The sequence below is a fragment of the Candidatus Amarobacter glycogenicus genome (genome assembly GCF_016704105.1).
Taxonomy (GTDB): domain Bacteria; phylum Chloroflexota; class Dehalococcoidia; order Tepidiformales; family Tepidiformaceae; genus Amarobacter; species Amarobacter glycogenicus.
Genome location: NZ_JADJAT010000006.1, coordinates 80,040 through 100,169, shown reverse-complemented (window position 1 = coordinate 100,169; position 20,130 = coordinate 80,040). Strand labels below are relative to the sequence as shown.

Annotated in this window: 22 protein-coding genes; 7 read left to right on the top strand and 15 right to left on the bottom strand. The window is 66.1% G+C overall.

Annotated features, from left to right (window positions below):
- Window positions 1-8 precede the first annotated feature (8 nt).
- From IPG14_RS09910 to pyrR, 8 genes are all read right to left on the bottom strand, one after another.
- Window positions 9-773 carry a dihydroorotate dehydrogenase electron transfer subunit gene (locus tag IPG14_RS09910; protein ID WP_343391684.1) on the bottom strand — a complete coding sequence of 255 codons (765 nt, stop codon included), beginning with the start codon at window positions 771-773 and terminating at the stop codon, window positions 9-11.
- Entirely contained in the window at window positions 770-4,018 is a 3,249-nt protein-coding gene (gene carB, locus IPG14_RS09905) for a carbamoyl-phosphate synthase large subunit (protein WP_343391683.1), read from the bottom strand. Before carB ends, IPG14_RS09910 begins: the two co-directional genes overlap by 4 nt.
- 93 nt (window positions 4,019-4,111) lie before the next feature.
- Window positions 4,112-4,555: a hypothetical protein gene (locus IPG14_RS09900; protein WP_343383945.1), complete on the bottom strand. Its 444-nt coding sequence runs from the start codon at window positions 4,553-4,555 to the stop codon at window positions 4,112-4,114.
- A gap of 31 nt (window positions 4,556-4,586) precedes the next feature.
- On the bottom strand, window positions 4,587-5,036 hold the full coding sequence (locus IPG14_RS09895) for a GNAT family N-acetyltransferase (RefSeq protein ID WP_343383946.1): 450 nt from the start codon (window positions 5,034-5,036) through the stop codon (window positions 4,587-4,589).
- Window positions 5,033-6,130, bottom strand: a complete 1,098-nt coding sequence (gene carA / locus IPG14_RS09890) for a glutamine-hydrolyzing carbamoyl-phosphate synthase small subunit (RefSeq protein ID WP_343383947.1) — start codon at window positions 6,128-6,130, stop codon at window positions 5,033-5,035. The genes IPG14_RS09895 and carA overlap by 4 nt, the downstream gene beginning before the upstream one ends.
- Window positions 6,123-7,433 carry a dihydroorotase gene (locus IPG14_RS09885; protein ID WP_343391682.1) on the bottom strand — a complete coding sequence of 437 codons (1,311 nt, stop codon included), beginning with the start codon at window positions 7,431-7,433 and terminating at the stop codon, window positions 6,123-6,125. Before IPG14_RS09885 ends, carA begins: the two co-directional genes overlap by 8 nt.
- A complete protein-coding gene (locus tag IPG14_RS09880) occupies window positions 7,430-8,419 on the bottom strand; it encodes an aspartate carbamoyltransferase catalytic subunit (RefSeq protein ID WP_343388475.1) in 990 nt (329 codons plus the stop codon). The genes IPG14_RS09885 and IPG14_RS09880 overlap by 4 nt, the downstream gene beginning before the upstream one ends.
- Complete coding sequence (pyrR, locus tag IPG14_RS09875) at window positions 8,412-8,966, bottom strand: bifunctional pyr operon transcriptional regulator/uracil phosphoribosyltransferase PyrR (protein ID WP_343383950.1); 555 nt, start codon at window positions 8,964-8,966, stop codon at window positions 8,412-8,414. Before pyrR ends, IPG14_RS09880 begins: the two co-directional genes overlap by 8 nt.
- A gap of 230 nt (window positions 8,967-9,196) precedes the next feature.
- Between pyrR and IPG14_RS09870 the strand changes: the two genes are divergently transcribed.
- Window positions 9,197-9,802, top strand: coding sequence for a TetR/AcrR family transcriptional regulator (locus IPG14_RS09870; RefSeq protein ID WP_343383951.1), 606 nt, complete (start codon window positions 9,197-9,199; stop codon window positions 9,800-9,802).
- Window positions 9,803-9,871: 69 nt separating this feature from the next.
- Window positions 9,872-10,273: a J domain-containing protein gene (locus IPG14_RS09865; RefSeq protein ID WP_343383952.1), complete on the top strand. Its 402-nt coding sequence runs from the start codon at window positions 9,872-9,874 to the stop codon at window positions 10,271-10,273.
- Window positions 10,274-10,298: 25 nt separating this feature from the next.
- On the opposite strand, the gene IPG14_RS09860 is transcribed toward IPG14_RS09865, so the two are convergent.
- A complete protein-coding gene (locus IPG14_RS09860) occupies window positions 10,299-11,495 on the bottom strand; it encodes a cytochrome P450 (RefSeq protein WP_343391681.1) in 1,197 nt (398 codons plus the stop codon).
- A 205-nt stretch (window positions 11,496-11,700) separates the two neighbouring features.
- On the opposite strand from IPG14_RS09860, the gene IPG14_RS09855 reads away from it, so the two are divergent.
- The gene (locus tag IPG14_RS09855) at window positions 11,701-12,330 is read left to right on the top strand and encodes an MSMEG_1061 family FMN-dependent PPOX-type flavoprotein (RefSeq protein WP_343391680.1); all 630 of its coding nucleotides are present in this window, start codon (window positions 11,701-11,703) and stop codon (window positions 12,328-12,330) included.
- Between the two features lie 36 nt (window positions 12,331-12,366).
- Here the strand turns inward: IPG14_RS09855 and IPG14_RS09850 are convergent, their stop codons facing one another.
- The 6 genes from IPG14_RS09850 to IPG14_RS09825 all read right to left on the bottom strand — a co-directional run bounded on the left by IPG14_RS09850 (window position 12,367) and on the right by IPG14_RS09825 (window position 17,755).
- Window positions 12,367-13,521, bottom strand: a complete 1,155-nt coding sequence (locus tag IPG14_RS09850) for a 2'-deoxycytidine 5'-triphosphate deaminase (RefSeq protein WP_343391679.1) — start codon at window positions 13,519-13,521, stop codon at window positions 12,367-12,369.
- A 34-nt stretch (window positions 13,522-13,555) separates the two neighbouring features.
- Window positions 13,556-14,911 carry an ABC1 kinase family protein gene (locus IPG14_RS09845; protein ID WP_343383957.1) on the bottom strand — a complete coding sequence of 452 codons (1,356 nt, stop codon included), beginning with the start codon at window positions 14,909-14,911 and terminating at the stop codon, window positions 13,556-13,558.
- An 89-nt stretch (window positions 14,912-15,000) separates the two neighbouring features.
- The gene (locus IPG14_RS09840) at window positions 15,001-15,312 is read right to left on the bottom strand and encodes a hypothetical protein (RefSeq protein ID WP_343383958.1); all 312 of its coding nucleotides are present in this window, start codon (window positions 15,310-15,312) and stop codon (window positions 15,001-15,003) included.
- A 101-nt stretch (window positions 15,313-15,413) separates the two neighbouring features.
- Window positions 15,414-16,310: an aminoglycoside phosphotransferase family protein gene (locus IPG14_RS09835; RefSeq protein WP_343391678.1), complete on the bottom strand. Its 897-nt coding sequence runs from the start codon at window positions 16,308-16,310 to the stop codon at window positions 15,414-15,416.
- A gap of 50 nt (window positions 16,311-16,360) precedes the next feature.
- Complete coding sequence (locus tag IPG14_RS09830; RefSeq protein ID WP_343391677.1) at window positions 16,361-17,155, bottom strand: SDR family oxidoreductase; 795 nt, start codon at window positions 17,153-17,155, stop codon at window positions 16,361-16,363.
- 33 nt (window positions 17,156-17,188) lie between these two features.
- Complete coding sequence (locus IPG14_RS09825; protein WP_343383961.1) at window positions 17,189-17,755, bottom strand: cob(I)yrinic acid a,c-diamide adenosyltransferase; 567 nt, start codon at window positions 17,753-17,755, stop codon at window positions 17,189-17,191.
- A gap of 124 nt (window positions 17,756-17,879) precedes the next feature.
- Between IPG14_RS09825 and IPG14_RS09820 the strand changes: the two genes are divergently transcribed.
- From IPG14_RS09820 to IPG14_RS09805, 4 genes are all read left to right on the top strand, one after another.
- On the top strand, window positions 17,880-18,365 hold the full coding sequence (locus IPG14_RS09820; protein ID WP_343391676.1) for an SRPBCC family protein: 486 nt from the start codon (window positions 17,880-17,882) through the stop codon (window positions 18,363-18,365).
- A 77-nt stretch (window positions 18,366-18,442) separates the two neighbouring features.
- Window positions 18,443-18,676 carry a hypothetical protein gene (locus IPG14_RS09815; protein WP_343391675.1) on the top strand — a complete coding sequence of 78 codons (234 nt, stop codon included), beginning with the start codon at window positions 18,443-18,445 and terminating at the stop codon, window positions 18,674-18,676.
- 237 nt (window positions 18,677-18,913) lie between these two features.
- Window positions 18,914-19,498 (top strand): GNAT family N-acetyltransferase, encoded by a 585-nt coding sequence (locus IPG14_RS09810; protein WP_343391674.1) that lies wholly within the window; start codon window positions 18,914-18,916, stop codon window positions 19,496-19,498.
- Window positions 19,499-19,625: 127 nt separating this feature from the next.
- A complete protein-coding gene (locus IPG14_RS09805) occupies window positions 19,626-20,033 on the top strand; it encodes a PqqD family protein (RefSeq protein ID WP_343391673.1) in 408 nt (135 codons plus the stop codon).
- The last annotated feature ends 97 nt before the right edge of the window (window positions 20,034-20,130 follow it).

Here is a 20,130-nt window from a genome sequence, read left to right as displayed (position 1 = left end):
CCTGGCTCCTAGAACACGTCGAACAGGTTGAACCGCGGGCCGTCCTTGCAGCAGAGCTTCACGCCGTGGTGCTTGGTGAAGACCGCGCAGCCGTAGCACATCCCCCACCCGCAGGGCATGTTCTCCTCCATCAAGATCTGGGGAGATTGGCGCCGTCCATTGTTCCGCAAAACGTCCGCCAGCGACTGGAACATCGGGTTCGGCCCACAGGCATAAATGCGGTTCGCCCACTCCTGGTACTTGCCCAGGTGCTGCGTGACGAAGCCCCGCGCGCCGGTCGAGCCGTCTTCCGTCACCACGATGTACTCCACTTCCTTCGGCCACGCGGATGCGGCGAGGAGGTGACTCGAGGTGCGGCCGCCCATCATCGCGACCACGTGGTGCCCGGCGTTGATCGCCCGTTCGGCGGTATCGACGAGGGGTGCGATGCCAACGCCACCGCCGATGAGGAGCAGGTTCGCCGGGCTCTCGGGGAAGGTGAAGCCGTTGCCGAGCGGACCGTACATGCGCACCGGCGCGCCGGGGGGTTGTTCGCTCAGCCACCCCGAACCGCGTCCCACACGGGCATAGAGCAGTGCGAACCGGTCGCCATCGATTCGGTAATAGCTGAAGGCGCGGGCGAACATCGGGTCAAGGCCCTCGGTGCTGCAATGCACCATCACGAACTGCCCGGCTTCCACTCCGCGCGTCATCGCAGGTGCGTGGAACCAGGTGATGTACGCGCCGTCCCAGGCCCGCTCGGTCGAAATGATCCGCGCCTCTTCGATGTTCATTCCACGTACTCGCGCAACGTGGCGATTTCGTACTCGGAAGCGGTCGCGAGCGCCTGCACCGCCGCCCGCATGGTGTCGATCGAGGTGAAGCACGGAATACGCTTCTCGGCGGCTGCCCGGCGGATGTGGAAGCCATCGCGCAGCGAACCGGTGAACCGGTTTTCCGATGTATTGAGCACGCACTTCACCGAACCGTTCATGATCACGTCCACCACGTTCGGGTGCTGCCCGCTCAGGACCTTCGTCACCGGAGTCACCGGCAGGTCCAGGGCCTCGATCATCTTCGCTGTGCCTTCAGTCGCGTACAGCTCGTAGCCAGAAGCAACCAGCTGCCTCACGAGGGGCAATGCATCTGCCTTGGTGCGGTCGCTTATGCTCAGCAGGATGCTGCTCCCGGGCTTCAGCGCCAGGTCAGAAGCCATCAACGCCTTCGCCAACGCAGCCTCGAAGGTCCGGTCGATGCCCATCACTTCGCCGGTACTCTTCATTTCCGGGCCGAGGTACGTATCGACGCCGGTTAGCTTCGACATCGAGAAGACCGGGGCCTTGATCGCGACCAGGTTGCGCTCGGGCCAGAGCCCGTCCGGGTATCCCTGGGCGGCGATCTTCTTGCCCAGCATCGCGCCCACCGCGAGCTGGACCATCGGCACACCAGTCACCTTGGAGAGGAACGGCACGGTCCGGCTCGCGCGCGGGTTCACTTCGAGGACGAAGACGCGCGGGCCTTCTCCCGCGATGCGCGGTAGCACCACGTACTGGATGTTCGTCAGCCCGATCGCTCCCAGCCCGAGCACGATGCGGCGCGTGTAATCGACGATCGTCGCGCGTTCCGCCTCATCCAGGTGGCGCGGCGGATAGACCGCCATCGAATCGCCCGAGTGGACGCCTGCCTTCTCGATGTGCTCCATGATCCCGGGGATGAGCACCTGCTGGCCGTCGCAGATCGCATCGACCTCGACTTCGCGGCCATCGAGGAACTTGTCGATCAGGATGGGTTTGCCCTGCGCCACCTCGGCTGCTTGAGCCACGAACGTCACGAGTTCGGTCGCGTTCTGGACGATCTCCATCGCCCGGCCACCGAGCACGTAGGAAGGGCGCACCAGCACCGGGTAGCCGATCGCCTGGGCCGTCTTCATCGCCTCTTCGAGGGTGAGGATTGCGGCTCCCGGGGGCTGAGGGATGCCAAGGTCCTGGAGGAAGCGCTCGAACAGCCGCCGGTCTTCCGCGGTGTCGATCGTCTCGGCGCTGGACCCGATGATCGGCAGGCTGGCGCGGCGCAGGGCCTCGGCGAGGTTGATCGCCGTCTGCCCGCCGAACTGGACGATCGACGCGGGGGGTTCGTCGCTCGACCCGGTCTCGTTTTCGATGATGTCTCGGACGCCTTCCTCATCGAGCGGTTCGAAGTAAAGGCGGTCGGAGGTGTCGAAGTCGGTCGAGACGGTCTCCGGGTTGGAGTTTGCCATGATCGACCGGATACCGGCGTCCTGGAGCGCCCAGGCGGCATGCACGCTCGCGTAGTCGAACTCGATCCCCTGGCCAATTCGGATCGGGCCGCTGCCAATGACGATCGCCGTCGCACCGTCATGCGGCAGCGCTTCGTTCTCGGTCTCATAGGTGCTGTAGAAGTACGGTGTGGCCGCTTCGAACTCGGCCGCGCAGGTATCCACCATCTTGTAGACGGGCCGGATCCCCCATTCGTGGCGTTGCGCCCGGATCTGCTCCGGCAAACGGTCGGCGAGCTGGCCCACCATCTCGTCGCTGAAGCCCATGCGCTTGGCTTCGCGGAGAAGGTCCGGAGTGAGGGCTTCGTTCAGGAGTCGCTTTTCCATCGTGACGATGTTTTCGAGGCGTTCGGTGAACCACGGGTCGATGGCCGTCTGGCGCGAAAGGTCGAACGGCTTCGCGCCCCGCCGCAGCGCGGCCATCAGGGCCCACAGGCGCTCATCGGTGGCGTGCAACGGGAACTCGCCGCCGCCTTTCCACTCCGCGCGTTCCCAGAGCAGGCTGTGACCGCCAACTTCGAGCGACCGCACCGCCTTGTTCAGTGCCGCTTCGAACGACCGGTCGATGGCCATCACCTCGCCGGTCGCTTTCATCTGCGTCCCGAGCAGGCGGTCGCCCAGGGCGAACTTGTCGAACGGCCACCGCGGGATCTTCACGACGCAGTAGTCCAGCGCCGGCTCGAAGGCGGCCGTCGTCTTCCGGGTGACCGCGTTCGGGATCTGGTCGAGGGTCTTGCCGCAGGCGATCTTCGCCGCTACCCGGGCGATCGGGTAACCGGTTGCTTTCGAGGCCAACGCCGAAGAGCGCGAGACCCGGGGGTTCACTTCGATGACGTAGTAGGGCAGCGGCGCATAGGGGTCGCCGGGCCAATCCGTGATGTCTTTGCGCGGCGCCAGCGAGAACTGCACGTTGCAGCCGCCTTCTATGCCGAGTTCGTCGATGATCCGCAGCGCTGCCGACCGCAGCATCTGGTAGTCCTTGTCGCTGAGCGATTGCGACGGCGCGACGACGATGGAATCCCCCGTGTGGACGCCCATCGGGTCGAAGTTCTCCATGTTGCAGATGGTGATGCAGTTGCCCGCGCCGTCCCGCATCACCTCGTATTCGACTTCTTTCCAGCCGAGGAGGTTCTTCTCGACGAGCACCTGGGTGATCGGGCTCGCGGCCAATCCGCTCGCAGCGGTGGTGCGGAGCTGCTCCATCGTGAACGCCATGCCACCGCCCGTGCCGCCCAGCGTGTAAGCCGGCCGGATTACCACTGGCAGGCCGATCTTCGCGGCCGCCGCTACGCATTCTTCGAGGGTGTGGCAGATCTCGCTTTCGAGGACCGGCTCGTCGAGCTTGGTGAGCATGTCGCGGAAGAGCTCCCGGTCCTCCGCGCGGCGGATGGCTTCCAGCGGTGTGCCGAGCAATCTGACGTTGTACTTTTCGAGGATCCCGGCCTTCGCCAGTTCCACGGCGAGGTTGAGACCAGTCTGGCCGCCGAGCGTTGGCAGGAGGCCCTCCGGCTTCTCCCTGGCAATGATTCGTTCGAGCACCGGGACGGTCAGCGGCTCGATGTACACGGCATCCGCCACGTCGAGGTCCGTCATGATCGTGGCCGGATTCGAGTTCACGAGGATGCTGCGCACGCCCTCTTCGCGCATCGCCTTGCAGGCCTGTGTGCCGGCGTAGTCGAATTCCGCCGCCTGGCCGATCACGATCGGGCCCGAGCCAATGATCAGGACGCTGGCAGGTTTCAAACGTTGCCTCCGTGGCTCGTGAGGCGCCGTTCGGGCCAGCGAAGGCCCTCCCGGCGCGTGTTCGGGATGCAGTCCGGCGCGTTCATCCCTCGGTTACCTCCGCCCGCGCGCGCCGAACAACCCGGCGAGGCCGCGGCGTACCGGGCGAAGCGCAAAGACGAGCAGCAGTAGCGGCCCGAGCAGAAACACCGGCGCCTGCGGGTCAAGAAACATCGCCCCTTCCAGCCCGCCGATGAGGCCCCCCACCGGGATCGGCACACGATAGTGGTCCGCCCGTCCGCGTTCGTCCCGCAACAGCAGGAACCCCATCAGTGCCAACAGGATCCCGGAAAGGGCGAGCGTCGCCGCGAAGATCCGCGCGAGGTCGGTCCCCGCGTCCCCGTTCGAGAGGTCCTCGTCCATGAACGATGCCGCCACGAAGATTGCCGCCATCGTCAGCAACGCCGTTGCGATGGCGAACAGGAGGTCCGGTACACCGGTGGCGGGGCGGCGCGGACGGACGGGCGCGTTATTGCGCCGGCGCTTCTGGGCCGTCACTGGCATTCCCCGTGCACTGCTGTACTCCACCTCAGAGTGGGAGCTCGAAGGTCATGCTGGGATTCCTGAGCGGGACCATCGCCCCGATCTCGGAGAGGAAGCTGAGCGCCGGTTCGTTTCCTTCCGGCAGCCGCCCGCGGATCCGCCGGTAGCCCTTCTCACGCGCGAACGCCAGCAGTTCGTCCGCCAGGTCGGTCGCGAGCCCTCGGCGCCGGTGGTCGGGCGAGACCCAGACTCCGAGCAGGCCGGTATCCGGCTGGGCCGTATCGAAGTCCAACGAGCCGAAGGCCACCGGGATGCTGCCATCCAGTGCGACGAAGATCGCGCCGTCGCTGCCCAGGCGGCCGAGCCACGCGCGGATACGGTCGGCATCAAACGTGCCCTGCAGGCCCACGTTCTCCTTCCCCATCCCCCGGAGGATTGCCGCCAGTCCTTCGGCGTCCGCTTCGGTCGCCCTGCGGATTTCTGTTTCTCGTGTCATCGAACCCCTCCACTGACCGTTGCCATCATCGCTACAAACCGGTCGAAGATATACGCGTTGTCGAGCGGCCCCGGGCAGGCCTCGGAATGATACTGGATAGTCATCAGCGGTTCGTTTCTGAGCGCGATGCCCTCCACTGTCTGGTCGTTGAGGTTGAGGTGACTGACGTACGCCGCCGCGTCCAGCCCGTCAGCATCGACTGCGTAGCCGTGGTTCTGGGCAGTGATCGTCACCTTGCCCGTCACCAGGTCCTTCACCGGATGGTTCCCCCCGCGATGACCAAAGGGAAGCTTGAACGTGCCCGCGCCCAGGGCCCGCGCGGCAACCTGGTGGCCGAGACAGATGCCCAGGATCGGCGCCTTCCCGATGAGCTTCGCCACTTCGGTCACCATGCCATCCAGGAGACGCGGATCTCCAGGGCCCGGCGAGAGGACGATGCCATCAGGGCGGGCCTCCAGCAGGTCGCCGGCCGGCGTGTTCGATGGGAACACCCTCACCGAACACCCGCGGGCCTCCAGCGAACGCATGATGTTCCGCTTCACCCCGCCGTCGAGAAGGACCACTTTGTGGCGGCCCTCACCGGTCGGCGTGTTCCAGTCGAAGACATGGTCCGTGGTCACTGTGTCGACCCAGTTCACGTCGTCGTAGCCGGGAAGTGCCCGGACGCGCGCGAGCGCTTCCTCGGCCGTCTCGGTCGTCGTGATCGTGCCCGGCATGACGCCCGAGCGGCGGATCCGGCGCGTCACCGCCCGCGTGTCGACCCCGTCGATCGCGACGACGCCGCGATCGATCAGGAATTCGCGCAGCGTCTGCCTGGAACGCAGATGGCTCGGCCGCAGGGAAGCTTCGCGGACAACCAGACCTGCAGGCTGGATCCGTGACGACTCCTCGACCGTCTCGTCGATGCCGTAGTTGCCGATGAGCGGGTAGGTGAGTGTCAGGAGCTGCCCTGCGTAAGAAGGATCGGTCAGCATCTCCTGGTAGCCGGTCATCGAAGTGTTGAAGACCACTTCGCCGTCGGCCGTGCCGGGCGCGCCCACGCTCCGCCCCGGGAACACCGAACCATCAGCGAGCACAAGCAGGGCATCAGGCACCGGCGGGCTCCATTTCGTAGGCGACTGTTCCGTCGAAAATCACGGCGCGCACGGCGCCGCTGAGGGTGAACCCGCCGAGCGGAGTGTTCCGGCCCTTCGAGGCGAAGCGGCGCGGGTCGACGGTCCAACGGTGGGCTGGATCGATGACGGTGATGTCGCGAGCTCCGGTCTTGAGGCTTCCCAGGTCCGGCGGGAACGGGAAGACCCCCGCCGGACCGCTGGTGAGCGCCCGGATTGCGGCGCCCAGTTCCAGTTCGCCGCGCTCGATAAGCGTCGTCACGGTAGCGAGCGCGGTTTCGATACAGCTGATGCCGAACGCGGCGTCGTCGAACTCGCAGAGCTTGTCCTCGACCGCGTGTGGGGCGTGGTCCGTCGCGATGGCATCGATGATGCCCGCGTTTACTCCCGCGACCAGCGCGCGGCGGTCGGCCTCAGTCCGCAACGGCGGGTTGATCTTCGCGTTGGTGTCATAGGCGGGTTCCGCTCCTGGGCCGAACACCGCCTCCTCGGTCAGGAAGAGGTGGCTGGGCGTAACCTCACAGGTGATCGCGAGCCCCCGCCGCTTGGCATCGGCGACAAGTTCGAGGCCGCGAGCAGTGGTCACGTGCGCGATGTGCAGCCGCGCTCCCGTGGCTTCGCAGAGCGCGATGTTGCGTGCGATCGCGCTCGTCTCGGCCGCCTCCGGTTGGCCGAGCAGCCCGAGGCGCTCACTCACACGGCCCTCGTTCATCGACCCGCCGTGGCTCAGCTCTGGCTCGTCGCAATGCTCCGAGATCGGCATGCCCATGGCTGCCGCCAGCTCCATCGCGTTCCGCATCAGCCTGGCGTTGGCGACCGGGTTGCCGTCGTCGCTTAGCGCGACGCAGCCGCCCGCGGCCAGTTCCGCCAGTTCGGCCAGTTCTTTGCCGGCACGTCCACGAGTCACGCATCCGATCGGCAGCACCCGCACCCTGGCATCGCGTTCGATGCGTTCACGCAGCGAGCGGAGCACGTCGGCGGCATCCGGCGCCGGGTTGGTGTTGGGCATCGCACAAATGGTCGTGAAGCCGCCGCGCAGGGCGGCCAGCGTCTCCGTCGCAATCGTCCCCTTCTGCTCGAATCCCGGTTCACGCAGGTGCGTATGAAGGTCGATGAAACCCGGCGTCACGATGCAGCCGCTCACATCGAGCGTGCGGCCCATCGCCTCAAGTCCTGCCCCGATCTTCGTCACTGCCCCGTCGACGACCTGGATATCGAGCGTCCCGTCGATGCCCTGCGCCGGGTCGATGATTCGGCCGCCGCGGAGGAGAAGCGTCTCGTTCATGCGTGCCTCCCGGTCGCCATCAGGTAAAGGATGGCCATCCGCACGGCTACGCCGTTCGCCACCTGTTCTTCGATGACCGAGTCCAGCCCGTGCGCGACTTCGGGTGCGATTTCGATGCCTTCGTTCATCGGCCCCGGGTGCATCACGAGGGCGCCCGGTTTCGCCAGCGCGAGCCGCCGGCTATTCACCTGGTAGCTCGCGATGTATTCGCGCAGCGATGGGATGAGCCCCCTGTCCTGGCGTTCCTTCTGCATCCTTAGCGCCATGACGATGTCCGCTCCTTCGATCGCGTCTTCCATGCGCGTCGTCACGGTGCAGCGAGCTCCTTCTCCGGCACTCGCCGCGAGCGTCTTCGGCAGGAGGGTGGCGGGTCCGCACAGTGTGACGTCCGCGCCCGAGGCCAGCAGCGTCCAGAGGTTCGAGCGAGCCACGCGGCTGTGGAGGATGTCTCCCACGATGGCGACCTTCTTGCCAGCGAGATCGCCGACATGCCGCCGCATCGTGAAGAGGTCGAGCAGTGCCTGCGTCGGGTGCGCATGCGTGCCATCCCCCCCGTTGATGATCCCGGCAGCGGTATTGCGCGCCGCCAGGTAGGGCGCCCCGGACTTTGGGTGGCGCATCACCACGAGGTCGGCGCCAATTGCTTCCAGCGTCCGCACTGTGTCGATCAGGGTCTCGCCTTTTTCGACCGAGCTTCCAGAGGCAGTGAGGTTCACGACGTCCGCCCCAAGCGCCTTGGCCGCCACTTCGAAACTTGCCCGCGTGCGTGTGCTTTGCTCATAGAAGAGCGTGATGACGGTGAACCCGCGCAGCGTCGCCACCTTGCCGACCGGGCGTGCGCGCACTTCGCGCATCGCCTCGGCGGTTTCCATGATGAGGTGGAGTTCGGCCTCGCTTAGCGTGTCGGTATCCAGCAGGTCCTTCCGCTTCCAGGCGGTCGCCTCGCCCGGGACAGCGGGAGCGTCCGGGTTGCGCAGTTCAAGCATGGGATGCCTCCTCGCCGAAGACGAAGACTCCGTCCAATCCGTCGACTTCGTGCAGCCGTACCTGCACTTTCTGGATGAGCGCCGTCGGGATGTTCTTCCCCACGAAGTCCGGGCGGATTGGCAGTTCGCGATGCCCGCGGTCGATTAGGACAGCCAGGCGTACCCGTGCCGGCCGCCCGTAGTCGAGCAGCGCATCGAGGGCCGCGCGGATGCTGCGGCCCGTGAACAACACGTCATCCACGAGGACGATGGTCTTGCCATCGATCGGCACGGGGATTTCGCTGGGCCGCACCGGTGGTGGCGCCGGGCGCCGGGTCACATCGTCACGGTAGAGGCCGATATCGAGCGCTCCGACCGGGACCGCCACGTTCTCAAACTCGCGGATGGCTTCGGCCAGGCGGCGGGCAAGCGTGTAACCGCGGGAGAGCAGTCCCACGAGGACGAGCCCGTCGGTGCCGCGGTTGTTCTCCACGATCTCGTGTGCCAGCCGGCGGACAGTGCGGGAGATCTCGTCTGGGCCGAGGTAAGGCGAGGCGGGAGAAGTCATGAAAAACGCCTCCCCCGGTTATCGGGACAGGCGCGCGGAAGGTGTTGCTTGCCGGCCATGCCGGCACCTCCTCCCTTGGCAGCCTCACGGGACCACCTTAAAGGGTTTCGATGAGCGTAGATCAGCCCGAGGCCGCGGGCAATGTAGTTAACCGTAACGCCGCCGCCGGTATACTCCCCGGTAAGTCGAACGTCCCTGCCGCGGGGTGTTGCGCCTTTCCGGAGCCATCGTTGAGTTCATCGCCGTCCAGCCGAGGTGGCCGCGAGGCCGACGTTCGCGAACGCATTTTCGCGAGCGCGCTTCACCACTTCTCCCGGAAGGGCTTCGCCGCGACTTCGCTCCGGGAAGTCTCCGAAGACGCCCAGACGACGAAGCCGATGATCTACTACTACTTCGGTTCGAAAGAAGGGCTCTACGCCAGCATCGTCCGCCAGATCCTCGAGGAGATGGCCGACACCATCCGCTCGAACCTCCCTGCCGAAGCACCCGTGAAACAACAGGTGATGGCCTTCTCCCAGAGCTACCTGGAGCACTTCCTCCAGCAGGAGGAGATCATCGCGCTTGTCCTCCGCGAAGTGTTTGGCCTCGGCGGCGTTTCCATGGCCGAGTTCTCCCAGGGCCTCGGCGACCGCGTCCGCCAGCCGCTCGATGCGATCATCCTTCGCGGCATGGATACCGGGGTCTTCCGCCAGGACCACGTGCCCACCTGCTCCACCGCCGTGACCGGCATCCTCAACATGTTCATCCTCGTCCACGTCTTCGGGGGCGCCGAGATCGACCGCGATTCGCCCCTGAGGCAGGTCGGCTACTACATCGATGGGCTCTGCGCGCGCTGAGCGGTTTACCGCCCGACCCTCATCTTTTCGTCCCGGCTGCCGTTCTTACTCTGTAGGGGAGGAGCGTACGTGGCTGAGACCAAGCTCATCGACTACTACCAGGTCCTGAACCTGCCGACTCGCGCTGACCTCTCGGGCATCGAGACTGCCTACGCGCGCCTCTCGGACGACCTCATGAAGCAGTCCGAGGACGACGAGACCTATCGCGAGGCCATGCAAAAGCTGAACGAGGCCTATGCCGTGCTTTCGAAGCCGGAGCTGCGCCGCGATTACGACCGCGCCTTCTTCAAGGGCGAACTCGAACGGCTCGAGCGCGAAGCGCGCGCCGCGGCCCGCCGCAAGAACATGGCCGGCAACGTCCTCGTCGGCGCCCTGGGGCTGGTGGTCGCCGTCCAGGCGGGCGCCCTGCTCTATCTCGGCGGCGATGCGGTAGCGGGGCTCCCGGGAGCGATCTTCGGGAAGTTCTTCTAAGACCGCCCACTCCCGGAATCAGCGTTCACTCACACCGGATGAGCAGTCGGTCCGGGACGCGCAGTTCGATGCTCGGCCCGTATTCGGGGGCCGCTGCGAGTTCGATGCGGGTGAACCGGCGAACCAGGCCGCTCAGCGCCGACTCCAGGATCGCGAGCGCGAGCGGTGCGCCCAGGCAGATGTGCTCACCCTGGCCGAACCCGAGCTGGCGCCGAGCATCCCGCTCGATGTCGATCTCGTCCGGCCGCGGGAACGCTGCCGGGTCGCGGTTCGCGGCGCCGACCATCGCCAGGACGGCATCGCCTCTCCGAACCCGTTTGCCGGCGAGTTCCGTGTCCACGGCCGCAAACCGCGGTGTGATGTGCGCCGGGCTGTCGTAGCGGAGCAGTTCATGCGTGGCGTTTCGCATCTGTCGCGGTTCCCGGCGCAGCCTCTCTTGCGTCTCGCCATCGGTCGCCAGTGCCGCCACGGCGTTCGCGATCGCCCCAGAGGTTGGGTCCGACCCCACCGTCGCGATGTGCGCCGCCACCGACAGGACCTCGTCGATCCCCATTCCGCCACCGTTGTCCCAGGAGCGGGCGAGGGCGCCGAGGACCGTCTCCCCGGAAGGCCCACCCGCAAGGTGAGGTTCCAGGATCGCTGCCGCCTCAGCTTGCGCCGACCGCGCTGCGGCCATCGTTGCCGGCACGGATCGGGGGTTCGAGCGAGCCACCTCGATATTCGAGAGGAGTCGTTGAAGGTGGTCTGCTTCTGTTTCCGGGAAGCCCATCACACCGAGCATGACCTGCTTCGGCAGGGGGTTCGCGAAGGTTTCCATGAGGTCGAACGCTTCGCCGGTGGGCAGTCGTTCGAGTAGCCGCCCGACCGCCGACACGATGTCCGGCGTCGCCTTCCGCACCGCGGCCGGCGCGAAGACCGGGTTCACGATCCGGCGCAGTTCCCGGTGGGCTTCGCCAGAGGTTGTCCCCAGCGTTGGCACGGTCCCGAGGGGCGCCGATGCCCGGTGTGCAATGATCGCTTCCGCGCGGGCTCCCTCCGTCAGGGCTGGGTCGGTGGTGAAACGCCGGCCGTCGTGGAGCACCTCGGAGCACTCGGCGTAGCGCGTGGGCACCCATGCCTTGAGCCCTGCGCTCCAATGGACGGGGTCGTCTCTCCGCAACTGTGCAAGGGCGGGGTATGGGTTCGCCCGGTAACTCGGCCGGGTAGGGTCGAAGAATGCCATCGCTTCACCGGAGCGCCGCCCGTTTCCGCATCGGGGCTCTCGCTACACCGGGGTGACTCTACGCGGCGTGTCAACTGCTCCCCCGTAGACCCCTTCCAGCGGATCTCCGGTCAGGGCCTGACGTCCGGACCCGGTGGCGGAGGGTTGTGGTGGGCGCCCGGAATCCCGATGATTCCGGGGCACCGATTCGTGCCGCGAGTCTTCCGTGGTCTCCTTTGTCGACGTCATCAGCAGCGAGGATGCGCTGCGCGAAATCATTCCGCCCCCGCGTGGCTCAGGCGCGTGGGATAAGTCGCTCACGTTCATCGACCCACATGCCGCCGCATTCATCGCGAAGAGCCCCTTCGCGATGATCGCTACCACCAGCGCCGGCGGAAAAATGGATATCTCGCCCAAGGGCGACCCGGCGGGCTTCATCCGTGTCCTCGATGAGCACACCCTCGCCATCCCTGACCGGCCCGGCAATGGCCGCGCGGATACGTTTCGGAACCTCCTGGAGAACCCGCGCGTCTCCGTCTACTTCCTCGTCCCCGGCCGCTCCGAAACGCTCCGCGTCAACGGCTTTGCCCGTCTCGTGAAGGACCAGTGGCTCCTCGAAGAAATGGCCGTGAAAGCCCACCCCGTCCGGCTCGCCATCGCCGTGACTGTTGAAGAAGCGTTCTTCCACTGCGCCAAGTGCGTCGTACGCTCGAACCTGTGGGACGCCGGCGCATGGGGCGATGCCTCCGAACTCGCATCCCTCGGGGCCGTCATGCGCGACCAGCTCAAGCTCCAGGTGCCGGCCGAGGCGATCGAAGCGGGCCTGCAGAAGGACATCGAAACCCGGCTGTACTGAGGATGAGGTGCGAGGCGAGGCCCCAGTAGGCAGCCCCTAACGCCGGAACTGCTTGCTCAGCCCCAGCCCCTGGTCCTGGTAGGAGGAGCCGGCGTTCACGCCGTACAAACGCTCCGGCACGGCCAGCATGCGCTCGTACATCAGCCGCCCAATGCGCTGGCCGTCCTTCAGCGCGTAAGGAATCTCGTGCGAACGCACCTCGAGGATGGCCCGCGTCCCCTGCAGTTCACCTGTGCCGTAACCGAATCCGGGGTCGAAGAACCCCGCGTAGTGCACGCGGAACTCGCCCATCGCCTGGTCGTACGGGAGCATTTCGGCCGCGTAGGTCGGAGGAACGCGCACGCGCTCCTTCGAGCCGAGGATGTAGAACGCGTCCGGAGTCAGGATGAGTTGCCGCGAAGGGCGCACGGCTTCCCAGAAGTCACCCGGGTCGTAGTAACCGATGCGGTCCAGGTCGATGACGGGCGTCTCGGTTCGCGCCTTCCAGCCGATTGTGGCATCGCCGCTTCGGCCCGAGAGGTCCACTGAGAACCAGATGCCGCTATCTATGGTGGCCTTCATCGGCTCGCCGTTTTCATCGAAGACCAGCGCTTCGTCTTCGGCCGCCTTCCGGCTCGCGTGTGACGAGACGGAACGGCCGCGCACGAAGCGCAGCTGGTTCAGGCGGGTGCCGGTCTTCGCCCGCACATTGAATGTCTTCGGCGAGACCTCGGCGAAGAGCGGCCCAACGTAGCCGCGCTCGATGACGTCAAACTGGTCGGCACGGTCGCTGATCAGGCGCGCGAATACGTCGAGCCGGCCCGTCGTGCTCTTGGGGTTCGCTTTCGCAAGCAGGCCGGGGTTTGCCGAGAGGTCGAGCGTTTCCAGCAAGGGGATGATGTAGACGGCGCCTTTCTGGAGGACCGCGCCGCACTCCAGGTCGATGCGCTGGATCAGCAGGTCCTCGACCGCCTCGAGCACCGTCGTCCCGCGCCCGGGGAGGAAGCTCGCCCGCACCTGGAGCGCGTAACTGCCAAGCCGAAGGTCGATGCTTGCAGGCTGGAGCTGAGCCTCGTCGATTCCATCTTCCGCAGCCAGGACGCCTTCGCGCACGAGCTCGCGCAGGTGCTCGAAGGGCAGAACGCCGCGGTCGTGCGCGCGCAGTTCGCGCCCGGATTCCGGGAAGAGACGGGGGCCCGAAGGCGAAGTCATGGTCGGCGCAGTCTACGCACGAGCGCCGCCAGCTTCATCCCGCCGCGTCGCCCTGCGTCATCTCCAGCAGCTTCTGCGCCTGCTCTTCGGCGTACGGCGTGATCGTCCCCACCATGTCCACCCGGCTGTCGAGGCGCTTCTGGAGCCCGCTCATCAGCCCGAGCACGCGGAAGATCAGGAGGATGTCGCCGGGAATTTCCGTCACCGGGTTCGCCTGCAGGATGCGCGAGAGCCGTTCGTTCACTTCGGGCATTACGTCCGCATCGACGTACGGCTTGTTGTCCATGCCTCCGTAGTCGAAGAACGACTGGCCCAGCGCCACCAACGATTCCGGGTCGTCGCTCTTCGTCTTGAAGCCGATAGCCCGGAAGGCGCTCACCATTCGCTCATTATCCTGTGCGATGAGGGCGGTGATCAGCTTCGCGTAGTTCAACCGGAAAGACTCCGGCAGCTCCTTCGAAAGCCCGAAGTCCAGGAAGACGACCACGGGCCCGGGCAGCACGAACAAGTTCCCGGGGTGCGGGTCGGCATGGAAGAAGCCATGCACCAGGATCTGCTCGCAGTACGCCTCGGTCATGATCAGGGCGACCTGGTTCGGGTCGATCCCCTCGGCCAGCAGCGCCTCGATGTCGGAGATCTTCGTCGCCTCGATGAACTCGGTGGTGAGGACTCGCCGGCGTGTCTCCGCCCAGTGCACCTTCGGGATACGGATGTCGTGGCGGTGGGCCAGGTCCTTCGCTACCCGCTCGGAGCTTCGTCCCTCAAGCTCGAAGTCGAGTTCGCGCGGCATGTCCTTGTTCAGTTCCCTCATCATGATGCGGAAGTCGAAGTTCTTCTCGATGCGAGCGAGGATCTTCACGAGGATCGCGATGTTCCGGAGGTCCGTCTCGAGGATGCGATCGATCCCCGGATACTGCACCTTCACCGCGACATCGTGACCGTCCTTGGTGCGTGCCCGGTGGACCTGCGCCAGCGAAGCGGATGCGATCGGTGCCCGCGTGAACCCGTCGAAGAGCTCGTCCGGGTGTTTGCCGAACTCGCCCCGTATCACCGCCACCACCTGGGAGTACGGCCTTGCCGGGACGCTGTCCTGAAGGCGGCTGAGTACCGCGATGTACTCCGTCGGCGCAACGTCCGCACGCGAGCTGATGAACTGGCACGTCTTGATCAGCATCCCCTCAAGCCGCGTCGCCAGGCCGTAGATCCGCTCCGCGTTCTTCGTGTGTGCCTGCGAAAGGCGCCTCTCGCGCTGGGCGGGAGTCAGCTTCTTGTTTCGCTGGATGCGCTTGTACGTGAGGTAGATGACGAGGAAGGTCCATCCCACGTCGAGGAAGCGCTTGACGCGCTGGTGGGGAGGGAGGGGTTTGGACCCGGTCAGTGACTTGGCCATGGACTGCGATCGTAGCCCGAACGTGGTTCAGGTGCGAAGAAGCCGGGCCATACCGGCCCGGCTTCTCGTTTCATCGTTGAGTGGCGCGCCTATGCCTTGCGAGAGATGCCGTCGACCTTCCAGGCGCCCGCCACATCCTTCCACCGCGTCGCGACCGTGACGGTCTCCGCGTTGCCTTCAGAGCCCATGACGAGGTCGACGAGGTGGTCTTCGCCTTCTACAGCGCCCATTTCGATCTTGAGCGTCGGGGCGCCGCTCGGTTGAGGGCCACCGGCCATCTGGGACTGGAGGGCCATAGCCTGGCCCATGCCGTTCGGGGTAAAGGCCATCATGAGGCCGGCGAGGTTCTGATTCATCAGGTCCTTCCCGAACTGTTCCGCGCTGTCCTTGAGTTCCGCCATTTCGTGACTTCTCCTTGATGTCCGCGGTGGGTGTAGTCCACGGGCGAGGATAGGGTAGGGTGCCGCGGGGGCGTGTCAAGTTAAGGCGGTGGCCCCAGTCTCTACAGGCGAGCGACCCGATCCGCTGCCGCCAGCAGTTCGCGCGCCATCGGCTGGTAATCCATCGTCGCGCAAACCAGGCCCGTCGATAGCCGTTCGACGACCGCCCACTCCCAGATCGCCGTTTCATCGCAGCCGGTGCGCCCGGCAAGCCAGCGGGCACGTGATCGAGGGTTTGGGTCACCGACTAGCACCGGGTCTTCGCGGATGATCACCCCGAGGTCGTACTCCGCCTCCGCGAGCAACCCGTCAGGATCGACGAGTTTGTAGCCGTCGTCGGCCTGGAGCGTGTTCCACTCGTGGATATCCCCGTGAACGAGGACCGCGCGTGCGTCGTCGTGCGCGGCGATGCGGCGCTCAACGCACTCCAGTGCATAGTCCACGGCCCGTTTCGAGCAGGGGTGCCCCAGACGCTCCCACGACGCGACGATGAATTCGGCGAGCCAGCGCCCCTTCTCCGCGCCTGTCGGCAGGCCGCAATCCGGCGCCGGCCGCCAGAGGCGCATCGCCGTGTCGCAAAGCACTTCCAGGCGCTTGGGAGCCGGGAGACCGCTCTCGGAAAGCGGCGGGCCCAGCCGTTCGACGAGCAGCGCCCCTCGCGTGATGTCGGCGCGGAACAGGCGGGCACAACCAATCCCGTTGGCGATCCGCAGGGCGGAGATCTCGTTCCATGCGGTGTCGTCGTCGCGCGGGAGGAGCAGCTTCAGGACTGCCCTCGTCTGATCTTCAAGGGTGGCTTCGGCAACGAACGCCTCGCTCCCTCCGGAGAGCACACGCCCGACCTCGATCGACCAGCCGCGCTCGATTGCTTCGACGAGCGCCGGCAGGCCGTCGAGCCAGGCCTCGGCTCCCGCCGCGATGGCTCTCTTCCGGACGTTCTCGGGGACCTCGCGGTCCATCGTCAGGGCACCCCGCAGAAATCGCTCGCCGTGGCCACGCGGACCATGTCTCAGCGTTCTTCCGGCAGGAACTGGCGGAATTGCGGCAGCAGGTTCGGCCCCTGCCGCAGGTGGTGGCCGCCGTCAGTCGGCAGCACCAGGCCGGTCACCCATGCCGCCTCGTCGCTGAGCAGGAACGCGGCGGAGTTCGCGATGTCCTCGGTCGTGCCGAGGCGCGAGACCGGCATGCGGTTGAGGTATTCCTGGACCGTGGTTTCGTTGCCGACGAGCCCGGCGGCGAGGTCCGTTGGCACGAGCCCCGGAGCCACCGCGTTCACCCGGATCCCGTGTTCGCCCAGGTCGTCGGCCGCGCACTTTGTCAGCATGTTCAGTCCCGCTTTCGAGACGCAGTAGGCCGTCATCCAGTGGTGCGTGTGCGAACCCGCAATCGAACTGATGCTGACAATGCTCCCACCGCCCGAAGTCTTCATCAGCTTCGCTTCCGCCCGGATGCACCGGTATGCCCCGGTCAGGTTCGTCTGGAGCGTCCGTTCGAAGTCCTCGACCGGTCCGTTGAGGACACTTCCGATGCCCCCGGTGCCGGCCGCGTTGACGGCGAGGTGGAGCGCCCCGTGCCTCTGGCGCACCGTCTCGAGAGCGGCCTCGACATCGGCGTCTCTCGCCACATCACACTGGACGAAGCTTGCCGCGCTCCCGAGCAATTCGGCCGCGGACTGAAGCGGCGCCTCCCGCCGTCCGGCGATGACAACCTTCCCACCGCCTTCGACGATCGCCGCGGCACAGGCGAATCCGATGCCGGTCCCGCCGCCCGTGACGAATCCCACCTTCCCGACGAACCTTTCCATGGTTGGGTCTCCTCCTTCCGCTCTCCTGGCTCACTAGTAGCCCCGGCTATCCCAAAGCAGGTCGCCCTTGCCCGAGAGCTTGGCCTGGTAGCGCGATGCTACGAACAGCAGGTCGCTCAGCCGGTTGAGGTACGCAATCACGTTCGGGCCGACCGGTTCCTCCCGCGAAAGCGCGATCGTGCAGCGCTCTGCCCGCCTGCAGACGGTGCGCGCGACGTGGAGTTGGGCGGCGGCCATGTCGCCGCCCGGCAGGATGAAGCTCTTCAGCGGCTCCAGCTGCTCGTTCCATCCATCCATCCACGTTTCCAGGTCGGTCACGTGGTGCTCTTCGATCCCGGGCACGGCGAACCGCGTCTTGTCCTCTTCCGTGATGCAAAGGTCGGACCCGAGGTTGAACAGAACCTGCTGGATGACGAAGAACGTCGCCTGCATCGATTGGTGCAGCCCGGCCGCGACGGCCACACCGATCGTCGAGTTCAACTCGTCGACGGTGCCGTAGGCCTCGATGCGCAGGCTGTCCTTTCTCACTCGCTGGCCGCCGCCGAGCGCCGTCGTACCGTCATCGCCGGCACGGGTGTAGACGCGGTTGATGTGGACCATGCGGGTATCGTGCCTCAGCGCCAGCCGCGGCGCGAGTCGTCGAGCTGAAGCCCGCTGGCGAAGGATTGCCGTTTTGTGGCTCAAGGTAGGACAATATGACATCCTGGCAATCGAGTAGGCAGTCATGCAGATTGAAGACAGCATCGTCGTTGCGGCCCCGCTGAACGAAGTGTTCGCGTATGCCTCCGATTGGCAACACTGGGCCGAATGGTTTAAGGGGGTGTCTGACTTCCGGCCGACGACGGCGATCGAGCGCGGCAACGGAGCGCGGTATGCCTACCGCGCGAGTCTCATGGGCATCCCGGCGTCCGTTGAGACGGAAATAGCGGACTTTGCGGAGAATGGCGGTTGGACCGGGGTCTCCGTCCGTGGCATGGCACACCGCACGTCCTGGCGTTTTGAGCCGCACGCAGAAGGCACGAGGTTCAGCTATGGGATGGAGTATCAGCTGCCCTTGCCGCTGCTCGGTCCAGCACTTGACGCCCTGCTTCTCAGGCGGCACTGGCGGCGGACGATCAAGCAGTCACTTTCCAACCTCCAGGCGCACTTCGCCGGCACGGGCGGCGAGCCTGGAGGACCGTCAGCGGCAACGGCTCATCCCGCCGGATGACACTCCGCTGCCCTCCTGTATGACCCGGATGGTGTGCATAATAGGGCCGAACCGAACCGTCCCCGAGGAATCGCCCGATGTCTAACGAGGTCCAGCGCTGCAGCCGGTGCCACGCGGCGTGCTCTTCCCCCTACCTCATGGCCGGCCGCAAGTTCTGCTGCCAGAGTTGCTCCGTCGGGTCCGCCTGCGAACACCAGGGCATCCACCGCGCCACGAATGTCCGGCGGTACGACACCAACTTCGACCGCTTTCGCCAGGTCGCCCGCGAAAGCAACCCCTACGAAGTCGGCAAGGCGCCCCACGCCGGCTGATCCAAAAGTTTACGAATCCCGTCGTCATAAGAATCCCCGCTCCAATGCGCCTGCTGCCTATAGTCCGGCCGAGGGTTCGGCGCCTCTCCCAGGACAGGTGCTCGACCCGCCGGCCTACCGACTGGGTGGAGGAGGCGCGCCCGCCCGCGTCCTTCAGACACCCGGCGCCGACCCTCATTTTTCTCCTCTGATAACCCAGTTGCGCCGTTCGTCGAAGCTGGAACGGCCGAGCTGCTCTTGCCAGGCGACGTGCTGGCCGGTGGGCATCGTTCGCGTCATGACTCGATGAAGACAACAACCACGAAGACAACAACCACGCTCAAGACCCACCGCCTGCAGTTACGGCCCATGCAGGCCGACGACTTCGACGCGCTACACGAGATCTTCAGCGATCCCCGGGTGATGGCCTCCTTCGACAGCGAGCCGCTCACGCCGGCGCAGATGCAACGATGGCTGCAGCGCAACCTGGACCACCAGTCGCAGTTCGGCTACGGCCTGTTCTCCGTCGTCGAGACGGCCAGCGGCCGCCTGGTTGGCGACTGCGGGCTGGAGCGGATGGAGATCGAGGGCCAGACCGTGGCCGAACTCGGCTATGACTTCCGTAGCGACGTGTGGGACCAGGGCTTCGCCACCGAAGCAGCAGCCGCGGTGCGCGATTACGCCTTCGAGGTCTTGTGCTTGCCGCGGCTGGTCAGCCTGATGCGCGTCGGCAACGTCGCCTCTCAGCGAGTGGCCGAAAAGGTCGGCATGCGGCGGGAGGCCGAGTTCGAGCGTTATGGCGCCCGCTACTTCCGCTACGGCATCGAGGCGCCGGCAGCCTGAATCAGGCGCGCCGCACGCACTGGCTCGCCTTCATCGCACAACCGAAGGCTCCACGGCCCCGTGCCTGGAGGACCGAAACCTGGGCGAGAATGGTGCTCCGACCGCGCCGCTCGGCTAGGATGCTGTGATGCCCCTCGACTCGCGTTACGAAGTGAACAAACCCGATGTCGTCGATGAGAGCGTCGATGGCGAAGTGCTGATCGTCCACCTTGGCACCGGCGCCTACTACAGCTCCCGCGGTGTCGGCGACGCCGCGTGGCAACTCATCGCAGCCGGCTCCACCGCTCTCGAGACGTCCGGCTTGCTCCAGGCCGCTAGGCCCGCCGTCGCGGACTTCGTGGAACACCTCCTCGCCGAGAGCCTCATCCGCCCGCGGACGAAGCCCGTCGAACCGCCGCCGTTCGTGACCGTGGTCCCGGGAGAGCCGGTGCTCGAAAAATACACCGATATGCAGGAACTCCTCCTCCTCGACCCCATCCACGATGTCGAAGAGGCCGGTTGGCCGAAGGCGAAGCCCGGCGCCGCCGCGGAGTGATGCCGTGAAAGGCCAGCCGTCGCCGTTTCCGGGCGATCCCTATCCGGTCTTTGGGGAAGCTTCGAGCGAGCTGTCGCGGCGGCGGGCGGGATTGTGC